The 12,420-nt window shown below is 38.5% G+C and carries 11 protein-coding genes; 7 read left to right on the top strand and 4 right to left on the bottom strand.

The window, feature by feature from the left end:
* Positions 1-128: 128 nt before the first annotated feature.
* On the top strand, positions 129-1,049 hold the full coding sequence (locus RH40_RS19900; RefSeq protein ID WP_009603533.1) for a LysR substrate-binding domain-containing protein: 921 nt from the start codon (positions 129-131) through the stop codon (positions 1,047-1,049).
* A 153-nt stretch (positions 1,050-1,202) separates the two neighbouring features.
* Complete coding sequence (locus RH40_RS19895) at positions 1,203-2,027, top strand: patatin-like phospholipase family protein (RefSeq protein ID WP_009603532.1); 825 nt, start codon at positions 1,203-1,205, stop codon at positions 2,025-2,027.
* 40 nt (positions 2,028-2,067) lie between these two features.
* Here the strand turns inward: RH40_RS19895 and RH40_RS19890 are convergent, their stop codons facing one another.
* Positions 2,068-2,658, bottom strand: a complete 591-nt coding sequence (locus RH40_RS19890; RefSeq protein ID WP_009603531.1) for a LysE family translocator — start codon at positions 2,656-2,658, stop codon at positions 2,068-2,070.
* A 328-nt stretch (positions 2,659-2,986) separates the two neighbouring features.
* Here RH40_RS19890 and RH40_RS19885 point away from each other — a divergent pair, with 328 nt between their 5' ends.
* The gene (locus RH40_RS19885; RefSeq protein ID WP_009603530.1) at positions 2,987-3,478 is read left to right on the top strand and encodes a hypothetical protein; all 492 of its coding nucleotides are present in this window, start codon (positions 2,987-2,989) and stop codon (positions 3,476-3,478) included.
* A gap of 115 nt (positions 3,479-3,593) precedes the next feature.
* Here RH40_RS19885 and RH40_RS19880 read toward each other — a convergent pair whose 3' ends face one another.
* Entirely contained in the window at positions 3,594-4,352 is a 759-nt protein-coding gene (locus RH40_RS19880; RefSeq protein WP_009603529.1) for an isocitrate lyase/PEP mutase family protein, read from the bottom strand.
* A 307-nt stretch (positions 4,353-4,659) separates the two neighbouring features.
* On the opposite strand from RH40_RS19880, the gene RH40_RS19875 reads away from it, so the two are divergent.
* From RH40_RS19875 to RH40_RS19855, 4 genes are all read left to right on the top strand, one after another.
* Positions 4,660-5,958 carry a poly(ADP-ribose) polymerase family protein gene (locus RH40_RS19875; RefSeq protein ID WP_009603528.1) on the top strand — a complete coding sequence of 433 codons (1,299 nt, stop codon included), beginning with the start codon at positions 4,660-4,662 and terminating at the stop codon, positions 5,956-5,958.
* A gap of 361 nt (positions 5,959-6,319) precedes the next feature.
* On the top strand, positions 6,320-6,955 hold the full coding sequence (locus tag RH40_RS19865) for an SDR family NAD(P)-dependent oxidoreductase (RefSeq protein WP_174260333.1): 636 nt from the start codon (positions 6,320-6,322) through the stop codon (positions 6,953-6,955).
* Between the two features lie 498 nt (positions 6,956-7,453).
* Positions 7,454-8,161, top strand: coding sequence for a putative adhesin (locus RH40_RS19860; RefSeq protein ID WP_009603522.1), 708 nt, complete (start codon positions 7,454-7,456; stop codon positions 8,159-8,161).
* Positions 8,162-8,560: 399 nt separating this feature from the next.
* A complete protein-coding gene (locus RH40_RS19855) occupies positions 8,561-9,904 on the top strand; it encodes a CAP domain-containing protein (RefSeq protein ID WP_009603520.1) in 1,344 nt (447 codons plus the stop codon).
* A gap of 158 nt (positions 9,905-10,062) precedes the next feature.
* On the opposite strand, the gene RH40_RS19850 is transcribed toward RH40_RS19855, so the two are convergent.
* Both RH40_RS19850 and RH40_RS19845 read right to left on the bottom strand, forming a co-directional pair.
* A complete protein-coding gene (locus RH40_RS19850; RefSeq protein WP_009603516.1) occupies positions 10,063-11,463 on the bottom strand; it encodes a leukocidin family pore-forming toxin in 1,401 nt (466 codons plus the stop codon).
* A gap of 1 nt (position 11,464) precedes the next feature.
* Positions 11,465-11,965: a hypothetical protein gene (locus tag RH40_RS19845; protein WP_009603515.1), complete on the bottom strand. Its 501-nt coding sequence runs from the start codon at positions 11,963-11,965 to the stop codon at positions 11,465-11,467.
* Positions 11,966-12,420: the final 455 nt, after the last annotated feature.

The raw sequence follows: 12,420 nt of genomic DNA, 5'->3' as shown, positions 1-12,420 counted from the left end.
TTACTAATGACAATTCTAGAGATAAGTAACACAAAAACAATCAATGTTTCTTGCTCTCATACTGTAGAAGAACTTAAATATCGTAACAGAACAAAAGAACTGATAAATACAGGAGTTCGCCTACCGATATGCCGAGTTTTCCATCAATGAATGCGCTGCGTGTCTTCGCCGCAGTGGGCCAATACCAAAGTATCCAGCAAGCTGCAAAAATGCTAAACATCAGTGAGTCAGCCGTTAGTCAACAAATAAAAAATCTCGAGGAGAAACTAGAAGTCAAACTAATCGAGAAGACTGGTAGAAATATCAAGCTTACCGAAAAAGGGGCTTTATTTTATCCGTCCATTGAAAGCGGTATGCTCGCTTTTAGTGAGGGACTCAAAATACTTGACTCATCAAGACGCGAAAAATTGGTGACCATTTCAGTAATACCAACGATGGCAAAGTGGCTAATTCATAGGCTCCCCGATTTCAAGAAAACCCACGAAGACATTCGAGTAAGAGTGCATTCAAGCAACACACCCATTGATGAACACGATATAGACGTTGATCTTTCTCTGCGATTTGGCCTTGGTGACTACCCGGAGATGATAACCATTCCTGTCCTTCAAGACAAAATTGCCATTGTGGCAGCACCTTCATTATTAACCAACAACCCAGAGAGGGACACCTCAAAATATGCCCTCTCTTTACCCTGGCTGGGCTACCATGCTAAAGATATTGAAGACATAAACCAAGCTATCCAATCTTTCACCGGAGACCCTAGCCAAAGCATTGACAGACTAGCCTCTAAAATCGACGTACATGATGCTGTCTTTGTCTTAGAAGCAGCCGTATCTGGACAAGGCGTCGCTGTGACCAAGCACACTTTAGCTTTACCCTTCCTCAAATCCCAGCAGCTCATATGCTTATTTGAGATGCCCACTTTTACTGCCTTTCGCTACTATGTAGTCCACTCGAAAAAACGCCCACTCACCAAAGAGGCCAAAGTATTTCGTGATTGGCTGATAACCGCTCTACCGGAGTACTTCCCAGACCTTACCGTTAGATGAAAAGCAGATTACTGACTTAAATACCAACAATGACTAAATGTTGTCCTTTAATTTATATTATTAGTCTTAATATCAATAAATTCAGATACTAAAAATCGATACACTACTTTCGAATTAAATCTCTAATTTCATTTGTATTTAATGAGAAAGAAAATGGAAAAAGCAATTGTCGTTGAGGGCGGTGCAATGCGCGGTGTCTTCGCCAGTGGTGTTTTAGATGCCTTTTTGGAAAAAAGTTATCAGCCTTTTGATTTTGCCATCGGCGTATCTGCAGGCGCCTCTAATTTGGTCGGTTACCTGACTAACTCACCTCGTCGTAGTATTCAAATAATAACCAACCTTGCTACCAGTAAGCGCTTTTTCGACTTAAGTCGTTTCCTGAGAGGAGGAGATCTGATTGACGTTAAATGGCTTTTGGAAGAGTCAAATCGTTGCTACGCAATCGATAAAAATCAGCTCTTCAATGGTATTCCTTTTTTGGCCGTTACAACCAATGTTACAACAGGTAAAGCGGAGTATTACCAAGTTGATAGAGATAATTTTGAACGTGTAATTGAAGCGACAACGGCTTTGCCGTTGGCTTACAAGCACCCTCCTCATTTCACCGGAAGCTGCCATTCTGATGGTGGTATTGCTGACTCAATTCCCGTTCGAGAAGCGTATTGCCGTGGAGCACGTGATATCACTGTCATCCTCTCACACCCATTAAGCTACCGGAAAAAACCAGTCAAAATACCCTGGTTGGTGAAACGATGCTTTTTAGATTGTCCGATGATGGCGCAAGCTATTATTCAGCGTTCAACAAACTACAATGAATCGCTGCACTTTATTAGAAACCCACCACTCGATACAAATATACGTGTTATTGCACCACCGGAAAACTTTCGAGTCCAACGTTTATCCATGAAGCACTCTATTTTGATTGAAGGTTACGAAATGGGATTGAAAGCAGGGCGAGAGCATCTCATACCCGAGTGACTTCAAAATGCATGTTAAGAACCCTTTTCAGAGTTATTTATTACACAGCCATCCTAATGGCTAGAAATATTAGGGACACACCACCGATTAAATGGATTAATGTGCTTAACTTTGAAAGTTTAAACTTTTGTCTGGCTACAGTAAGACAAAGACCACATGCTAGGAGCCAGAGAGTTAAGATAACAATATGTAGTGTAGAAAAAATGAAATAATTAGCGACACTAATGCCTGAGAATAATGGCACTATGGTCAAATAAAACACAATAGCTCGAACATTTGTCAGATTTAAAATTAAAGCCGCTTTTACTCCAGTTGCTTTTTTATTGTAGTCTTGCTCTGGCTGTGGCGAATGCATACCGGTTAAGAAAAGTTTAATACCGAAACACGTTAGAAAAAAGATACCTAAATAACGTATTACATTCATGGCTAAATGACTCTGTGAAAATAATACGGAAACACCTATTCCAGCCACTAATGAGTGAAGCGTGAGACCAAGACCTGTTCCCATTAAAATAGGAACAATACCCCGTAGGCCGACCTTGGCTACGTTCGACATTGCGAGAATAAAACTGGTTCCAGGTGATAACGCTATCGGCAGTAATACGAGAATATACTCCTCTATATTTATCACTACTTCTCAACTTAATATGACATGAAATTTGTACAGATTTTATCCTGATCCCTTCTTATTCGCAACTAAATAGAATCTTAAACTGTCTATATACAGTTTTATGCTGCACTTTACCCGATTATATGAGAAACAACTTCATAGCGATATAAACTCTTAATGATATAAAAATATTATATTATAAAAAAGCCAATAGATTAAAAATATAAATACTTATTCTTTATTTCCCCAAAAATTATAGAGTTTTTATTTCCATACTTGCCAACAACATATAATTATGATTTAAAGGATTAATTACTACTAAAATTTTCATATAAGAGGAGATTCTCTCATGCGTTTAGTTTATCGAGGTGATACCCGTCCGCCATCAAAAGTATTTAATTTAGGCTTTACTCCACGGTTTAGTGGAGGAATAAAAATACAAAATGGAGGCCAAATGATCGGAGGTATTTCAACATCAAAAGAAATTTCTATTGCTATGGATTACGCAGCTCGATATGAAGGCTATGTTTATGCCCTATTTTCAGATGATAATGCTATCGACGTTGTTGACGAGCTTATAAGAAAAAACTTGAGGGATGCACTGCCCAACGCTTACACGCAAATGGAAATTGCTTGTAACGCTGTTCGCCCAAATCAAATAATAATGGCAAGGCCTGTCGTTATGGATTCAAGTCAAAAATATATAAACTGGACAAAATCCATAGAGAGAAATCCACACTTTTCTAGGTCCGGTACTTCTCAAGAATTAGCAACAGCAGACTACTTATTTAATTTAACTACTGCATTCAAAGCACTAGACCATAACAAATCACATAAATGATAATAACCCTGAGTAACACGCTTTCAGCAGGCCATTCTCACGGACTTAGCGTCTTGTAATTACCTAGTCCCAGTAGAATTAATACGATTTTTGTGCCACAAAATGTGGCACTAACTCAGGTAAACAATCCCTTAGAAGAGCCTTCTTTTTTAACCGTCTTCAATGTGGAAGACAAAGCAGTCAACATAACTTTGTGAGCAAAGTTGCCCATACTTATACGTCTAATACCGAGAGTTTTCAGTTTTTCAAAGCAGGGTAATTCTGGAAGACACATAACATTAACTGGTAAAGAGGTGCTGGCTACAATTGCTTTGATGTCATCAGAATCAACAAGGCATGGGAGGAAAATACCATCGGCACCCGCTCGTTGGTATCGTTTGATCCTATTAATGCTGCTCAAAACCGGGTTTTCTATATTGAGTAGAAATACATCGCTCCTCACATTAATAAAAACATCGATACCCGACTCAATAAGACGTCTTTTTACCTCTTTCAGCTTTTCAGAAAACAAGACCTCATCTTGTAGTTTTCTGCTCTTACCAACGACATTACTGTCCTCTATGTTGATGCCGACTACACCCAATTTAACCAACTTTGTAATATTATTCACTATGGCTTCAGGCGTTTCTCCATAGCCAGCTTCGATATCGACGGTTAAAGGTAAATGAGTCGAATTAACGATAGTTCGCACTGTCATCAACAGTTCCTCAAAACAGATGTTTTCCCCATCTTCTAAACCAAGGTTGGTGGCAATCGCAGCGCTAGAAGTACCTATTGCCAAAAAACCAATGGATTCTGCCAACTTGGCACTTGAAGCATCCCACACATTACAGAGTATCAACGGCTCTTCCATGTTATGCATATCTTTAAACATAATAAGCTTCTCCTAGATTGTTTATCCTCAACAGTTTCCGAGAGATAGTAAACAGATAGCAATAGCGAAGCTCGCCACTTTCGGTATTGGATGGTGAAAAAATATTACCGGATAAAAAGCCATAAAACATCATGATTTTTCGAGTGTTTTAATAAGAATTCAGTGCCTTCATTTGCTCTCCCTAACTATCCTAATAACTATCAACGAGACACAAGCCAGCATACTTACGTTACCTCATGACACTTTAGTCAGAAGCTTGCGAAGTGTTGGATAAACTGATTATTAGTGATTCTTGAGGCATAAGATTATGATTTCCGATTATCAAAAATATCTAGATTCTGAACTCCCCACTTATTGGCAGCAAATAAAAACATCATGGAAATCTGCTGGGAACAGTAAATACATGTATCTGGAATTTACTAAAGGGCATCCTTTTCTCCGATATGTCGAGATGTATGTCAATGATAATATCTCTGCTCGAAAAGTGGTGTCTCCAACCGCAGAAGATGCGAGGATGCGCTATGCGCTTGAAATGAAGAACAACCCTAGTAATGGAGAGATGAAAGTTGCGCGTATGACTCGTCGATTAAGAGAAGGAAAAGGCGACGTAAAACCGCCCGAATCAGCCAATATTTCAATTCGAACACTCAAAGTCATTTACAATAAAGACCTTCTGTTGACCTATAAAAAGTTTCTGAGGAAAAATCACCTGCTTGGTGAGGATTCTTCAAGTAAAATAGGCTCAACTAATTTTCAGTCTAAGTTTCTTCACGATACAGAATATAAAGATTTTTGTGCACCTGTTTTACATCGAGCTAATGGTGAACTAATGCTGTTTCACGGCACCTCACCTTATATCGGTGATCTAATCGCTGGGGGTGGTTTTAAACCTGAAATGGGAAAAAAAGATCCTAAAACAGGTCGTTACGGTATGTTAGGTCAAGGCGCTTATTTTTCAGATAACTTCTCTAAAATTATGACGTATTCGACTTGTCCACAATGTGGAGACTATCGCTGTTTTTGTCGCGACATCGACGGAAGAAAATTCAGTAAAACTGCTCTTATATCGAGAGTTTGTATGGGTAAATCTAAGATGTTCCCGCACCTGATTCATGCCGTCAACCCTCTCACATCTACCCGAAATCAGTTTAGGCAGGTGAGTTCTGAAAACGCCCCCTACCATTCAGTTATCTCGAGAGGCACAAATAATCATCTCTGGAATATTTCTAGTGGGAACAATGAGTTTATGATTACTGGCGCAAGCCAAGCTTACCCAGAGATTATGTTTGACTACGTTATCGGCGAAGATAACACTTCAGACTCCACATTTTTTATCAACTTAATAAAAAATGCGCTATCAAATTACGAAAGTGCATGGAAAATGAAGCCAAGTCATCAATCCATGAATGCACTGCGAAACCTTAAACATATCGTCAATTCTCGCGATAGCGAAAAGCTGATCAATGCAGTTAACTATTACATGTCAATTCGAGTGCAAAACACTACCTTCGCAGGAACATACGGAAGCCCATTAAAGCCGGAGTCACACCTTTACAAATCACTACAGAAGGCATTGATTGAATCCGGTGCCTATCAAGACTATTAAGCAAAAGCAGCAATTTCACATACCCTACTCACTTAAATGTGCAATCAAAATGACTTTTCTTGGAGTCACATTAACGAGCTACTGTTTTCATCATCTAGATCGCAAATTAGAAGCAGTATCAGCGAAGGAGAATAGCTCGTCTTTTGGCGAGCGTGCTGCACAAGTGACATAGAATCATGTACTTATTTAAATCCAAACTCTAACAATAGCCTCTTCGACGCTATAACACCCTTACGTCCTCCTGCTTAAAGTCACTGGAGCACATAGCTTTGAAAACAACTCAAAAAGTCATGGGGTAAACTGGTGACTTAACTCTCTAAATGATGCAGACTGTTATGATTGACTTTGGAAAGGTAATTATATGATGAGAGTAGCTATTTGGGGAGCGAGCAGCGGTTTGGGAGCTGCAATGGTGGACTACTTTTATCAACAAAATATAGAAGTAATAGCAATCGCACGAGAGCCAAGCAAGAATCCAAAGCTAAATAACAAAAAAATCACCACTATTTCTTGTGATGCCATAGATAAAGATCAAGTACAAACTGCAGTTTTGGCTTTACCAGAAAATACACTAAATATATCTACTATGGGTAGTTTTGGTGCGGACATTCCCGTCGATTATATTGGGCATCGCTATTTAATCGACGCCCTAGAGAAAAGCACTTCTCAACACCTATTACTCGTAACTTCCTTAGGCTGTGGCGAATCATGGAAATATCTCTCCGAACGCGCAAAAATGGGATTTGGTGGTGCCGTTCGAGAGAAAACACTCGCCGAAGCTTGGCTGCAAAGTAGTGCTCTAAGATACACAATCTTAAGGCCCGGAGGGCTCAAAGATGGCGCAGCTACTTACAAAGGAGAGCTATCGCAATATATCGAAGTACATGGAGCCATTCATCGTACGGAGGTAGCTAGATTAAGTCATGAACTGCTATTGAACTCCAACAACTATGGGAAAATTTACCAATGTGTTGACCCAACGGTCACTCCCTACTAGTCGCATCAATCCTAAAATATGCAAATCACCTCGATACGATTTGTACATCAGCCCCAGAAACACTGCTTTAGCGAGGCTAAATTCACCGAAGCCATATAGAGACTGATAACTAAGGTTTATACTTTGGTATCGATAGAAAAACACCTGATCATCTTGAAAAAGTAGTCCAAAATTAAAAATTATTAAGCGACTGATTTTTTACTGCCGCTACTTCTAGCGCAAGCAAGTCATGGATATACCTATGATCCCGACTCACATAATCTAAAAACTGGAACAAATATCTATAAATTATCTTAATATACATATACATTACTATAAATATCAAATAGCATGATACCACCTAGATTTAAACATATCTAAATATCACACATCTAAATATTCTCAAGACAATTGAGTATATTTAATTACTTTATAATCATACTGAGGAACAGTATTTTATAAAATAGTCTTACGTCAAAGGGATATAGACGTTGAACTTTAGGTGAAACGCAATATATTATGTTTGAAAATAAAAGCGAAATAAACAACAAGACTTACACGTGTATTGACCTTGAAGGTATAGCCTATCTTTGGATACCTCCGAAAAAACGAACCAATCGACTTTTAATTACTGCGCATGGTGCTCGTCTGACAGGAAAGAAATTCCTCATCCAAACAGATCATGATATCCATTTTTATTCAAGAGATAGGTACTCAGTCGCAGACCCAGGCATAGATAATTTTTTCAAGGGAAAAGCAACACCAACCGAATCATTTAAACTGGGCCAACGCTGTTACGATTATGACCTTTCAAAGTATACGAACAGTGAAAGAAATACTAGCCATAATAAATCCAATGAAACATACGGGTTAATTAATAAACTTATTACTGAAGATTATGAAGCTGATGCCCTCTCTCAATTACAAACTTTGGGTAACGCTTCATATCCACCACAAGTTACTGCAGACTTAGTTGCCTTATTGAATAAGAAAATGATATTTGAGCCAATGAGCATTTTAACTATCAGAAACCGAAGAACTAGGTTGTCAACGTCACTTTCACAAGTCTTAAAAACCTTAGAGCGAAATGGTTTCCATTATGACAATGTGGATTGCCTATTTTGTCGAAATAATACTTGGACTGGCATAGCAAGTACAATCAGTAGTACTTTCAATATGAAGCGTGGAAGATTTACAGACAGTGTCCCTGTCAAAGCGGAATTCTAAATAGACGTATACCCAAGTAACCTCAGAGTTTTTACTTGAATTCAACACTGTGACATCGCTTTAAATCCTGTATTTTAAAGTCACTGGGTATAGATACTTTCAAAAATCCCAACGAGAGTACTGACGTAGATAATATCACAGTTAGAAAAGTGATAAGGAGCATACCAAATGTATTAACTTTTTGGTATGTTCCTCCCCTATCAACAATATTCTTATAAAAATCTGACCACACGAACTTTTATTGATGAAAGTTTTCTTAGAAAAACTGAGGCAAAAATATCTCCATATTTGCAAATTCAATGTCAATATTTAATTCACTGACATTAGCCTAATACTTCACTCATTTTAATCAGGCAACATCCCCGAACTAAAGAATATAGTATGTTTAGGGAATAACTTATGAGATTAGATAATTTGTTCGTGCTGATACTCAGCACACTGATCATTTCAGGCTGTGGCGGTGGATCATCAGAAGGGAAAAATAATTCCGAGAACAACACAGGTTCAAATTCACCATCAAGCGACAACGTTACGGGTTCGCCATCAAACGGCGACGCTGAAAATCCGAGCCCTAGTTCTCTGAGCGGTAATATTGTCTTTGCTATCGAAGGACTGATGGAAAAAAGTACCGAAATATCGCAATATACCTCTATTAACGTCAACTCCAAGCTTCCTGCATTTCATGGTAGAGACACTAAAACAACCAATATTACGATCCCTAGCCCAACAATTATTTTACACAACAATAGTCGTTATCTAAAAGACTGGCACTGTTATCAAACGGACGGATTGACGGTTCAAAGAAAAAATAAACACCTGATCCTTGAGGGCATTTTTTCTGAATATCGATACGATAATAAAATTAACGCATGCTCTAACGAACGCTTAGAGACCTATTCTTTTCACAATGCGGTATTCGATAATTCTCTAATATTTAACACCGCAGCAAGTATTAAGGTAAAAGATCAGTCCGGTATAGAAAAGCAATTACCCACCTACCAGTTTATAGCAACCGCTTATGCCGAACAGTCTAAAATTCATTTTGGTAATGCTTGGGAGAGAATGCAAAGAAGCAAAATTCACTCTGCAGCAGCTGAAGCTGGTGCATCAATATTTGTATTGGATCATTCATCTGGAGACATTAATTTAGATGTAAGCAAACTCAGCAACCCAACCATCACCGATTTCACCTCTCTGGATAAAAAACAGATTTTGAGTGGTTCAATTTGGGGGATGCCCGGTCAAGGTAAGGCCGATGAAAGGTGGTGTGGAATAATCAATATCCCGCATGATACAAGCTCCGACAACATAAAATACCAATCCGTTATTGCAACTAACTGCGCAAGATCTTCTCAACGCTATTGTGACGCTCACGGCTCATTATTTTTAGGTGGCAATTACCCTCCAGTCGCGCCCGTGGCATGGGATGAGAATACTGCCAGCAATGCCCAATTGAATTCAAATGAACAATATCGTCTTGATCAGCAGGGACACTTTATTACCAATAGTTCAGCTCAAAATGTGTTTGTCACACCCTCAAATACCGCTATTGTCCCAATTTTTGGTTACTCCGAACCAAGAAATGATGGGAAAATTAACAATGCGGGTAAGACAAGCTGGGTTGGTCATGAGGGACATTGCCAAAATGTGATGAATCAGCGCTATACTCGATTGGGAGTTGGCCATCGAACAAGCAAAGAGGCCCCATCTAAAGTTTCCTATTGGACTCAGGACTTTAACTAGAAGAAATGCGGGCACACAAGGTAACTTCGGTAGATTGCTTCAACGAAATAGTTGCTCACAAACATAATCATGCACTTCACAGCGACTGTTTAGATAAGCGTTAAAGCATGCCATGTTGTGAAGAATGGAAGGCAAAGCCTTCCATTTTAACCAATAAATTACAGCTTTATTTTATGTAATATAGGTTTCCATTTCGACTTATCAGCCTTTTCAGCCGCGACTACACCGATTTTATCGCCTTCAATAATATTCAAAACATAACTATTGTTGGTACCGTCAGCATATCGACTTGTCAATTGACCATTTTGCCAGACCCACTTTTGTGCCAATGAATTATTACAATCATCGACAGCAACGGTGTTATCGGGCATGACGGCTAGACAACGATCAGGAGCAGAACGGCTGTGATAACGTTCTTTTTTGTCCAATCCCCAAATTTGGTTCCATCCCCCAAGACACTTCGCACCACTGACATCTTTATTATTACCATTAACATCTAAGCAGAGGTTATTTGCACTAAGAGACTGTAAAGAAACATGAGCTTCAGGGGAAAACAACGGATGATCCCAATCTATACGCACCTTTTGTTTAATAACAGAGGACGAACCGACACCTTCACCATACGGAGAGTATACCGCCCATATAGGGGACGGTAATACAGAACCAAATCGCACTTTAAAATTGAACCTAATTCCCAGTTCAAAGTCCGTGCGGCCTTTTTGTGAAACTGGTGCTTCATAAACTACTTCGTAATTGGGTTTGAAATTAGCGTAAGCTATTGGGCTGAATTTTCTCTTGTCGAATACAAAGCCTGTACCCCAAAGCGCATCCCAGTACGCACATTTCAAGGTTTCAGTATACATTTCTTCACAGCTTGTAAGAGCGCGCTTAAATGACACCTCAAAGTTACTTAAAGAAGACTTATTTACTATCTCATATTCTTTCGTGTTAAAGACCAAGGTTTTTTCATTGGAGATACTAAAAGACCCTCCGACTTGACTAGAACTTTTTGGCCCGTCACCGCCCACTTCAGAGCCAGCGGTACCATTGATTCCAATACTAACACCATGCGCTTCTCGATGTTCATAGTTCTTATTTTCGTTACGCGGAAAGTCCTTTATCTTATTTGGCTTATAGCCATTAACCGGCTTTACCCATAAATCATAACTGTCGACAAAAGGACCAATATAAGTATAGCGATGTGCCCAACTCTCAAACCAATAATTACCCTGTTTTAACTCATCCACTAAATGAATCCCCGTACCTCCTGTATCTTCATCGACGATAAAGCGAACAATTTTGGCATCTGGCGTTGTTATCCCGGCTTGATTCACAGAGGCAATAGAGCGCATTTGTTCAACATTGACACGAACGTGAACTGAAGCGCTAGCATCACACCAGTCTGTAATTTCCTTATTGTCAGGGGTTTTCCATTGCCTACACGTGAGCTTTGAGCTTTCAAGATAAACAGGAGTAGAGACAATAGGAACATATTTCTCAGCCAGCACATTCGTTGATGCCGCTATCAACGACAATGTAAAAATAGATGACTTTTTCATATTATTTTTCTCCAAACCCAAGGCGAGTTAAGCTACTAATCAGAGATTGTTTGATACTCATCAATTGAGCTTCAGGGCTATTGATATAATTGCCACTTTCATCAACAACTTCGCTTATAATGGCGTTTATAGAGTTTTCTCCTTGATACACCCCCGTTACCATGACGGGCACTGACATACCCATGCCAGTGATATCATGACTGAATTCCATTTTCTCTTCATCACCAGCCAAAGTAGTCAAGTCCACAACAACAGTATCACCGGCCGAGGCATGAGACCTTGCAACAGATATCTCATCTTTAGAAGCTGTTCCAACGTTAATATAAAGTAAATCTCCCTTAGAAAGATGTCCGGTAAAAGTTTCAACAGGTTGCTGAAAATGTTGAGAGATAGATTCTGATACTTTATTCTCTTGACCAATCATTTGTATCGTTGCGGAAGCCGAAGTGGCAACAAATGAAGATATAAGAATTATAGAAATCTTTCTTATATTTAAGCGCATATTTTACTCCTATCATATGAACTTTTTATGTTAATAACTCAATTAATTTCTTACTTTTAACGAGATAAAACATTTCTATCAATTGAACCTCGTTAATTATTAGATATCACGAATTTTCTTAAACAAAAGTCAAAAGTAATGAAAATCATTGAATGGGATTATTTTTAAATATATTATTTAAAACCAAAAAATAAGATATTAGTTCAATTTAAAAAAACGCTTTAAAATAATAGTTATTTGTAGATAACAAATAACTCCAAGAGGAAAATAAAACAATAAGCAACTGATTTAAAATAACATAAAATCAAAACCTCAACGTTGATTTAGATTAAAAACATCAATAGCAGAAAGGTTTTATATAAATTTATTAGAGCAAAGACTCTAATAATTGAGAAATCTGAAAATGTGAAGTTTTTATACGCACTATTGAAAATAATAAAAATCATTTCATTAAT

Source organism: Vibrio caribbeanicus ATCC BAA-2122, from assembly GCF_000165125.1.
Lineage (GTDB): Bacteria > Pseudomonadota > Gammaproteobacteria > Enterobacterales > Vibrionaceae > Vibrio > Vibrio caribbeanicus.
This window is presented reverse-complemented; position numbering and strand designations above follow the sequence as displayed.

What these genes read in the sequence shown, in the direction of transcription:
- RH40_RS19900 (WP_009603533.1), top strand. Translation starts at nt 129, where the DNA reads ATGCCGAGTTTTCCATCAATGAATGCGCTGCGTGTCTTCGCCGCAGTG.
- RH40_RS19895 (WP_009603532.1), top strand. Translation starts at nt 1,203, where the DNA reads ATGGAAAAAGCAATTGTCGTTGAGGGCGGTGCAATGCGCGGTGTCTTC.
- RH40_RS19885 (WP_009603530.1), top strand. Translation starts at nt 2,987, where the DNA reads ATGCGTTTAGTTTATCGAGGTGATACCCGTCCGCCATCAAAAGTATTT.
- RH40_RS19880 (WP_009603529.1), bottom strand. Translation starts at nt 4,352, where the DNA reads ATGTTTAAAGATATGCATAACATGGAAGAGCCGTTGATACTCTGTAAT.
- RH40_RS19875 (WP_009603528.1), top strand. Translation starts at nt 4,660, where the DNA reads ATGATTTCCGATTATCAAAAATATCTAGATTCTGAACTCCCCACTTAT.
- RH40_RS19865 (WP_174260333.1), top strand. Translation starts at nt 6,320, where the DNA reads ATGATGAGAGTAGCTATTTGGGGAGCGAGCAGCGGTTTGGGAGCTGCA.
- RH40_RS19860 (WP_009603522.1), top strand. Translation starts at nt 7,454, where the DNA reads ATGTTTGAAAATAAAAGCGAAATAAACAACAAGACTTACACGTGTATT.
- RH40_RS19855 (WP_009603520.1), top strand. Translation starts at nt 8,561, where the DNA reads ATGAGATTAGATAATTTGTTCGTGCTGATACTCAGCACACTGATCATT.
- RH40_RS19850 (WP_009603516.1), bottom strand. Translation starts at nt 11,463, where the DNA reads ATGAAAAAGTCATCTATTTTTACATTGTCGTTGATAGCGGCATCAACG.
- RH40_RS19845 (WP_009603515.1), bottom strand. Translation starts at nt 11,965, where the DNA reads ATGCGCTTAAATATAAGAAAGATTTCTATAATTCTTATATCTTCATTT.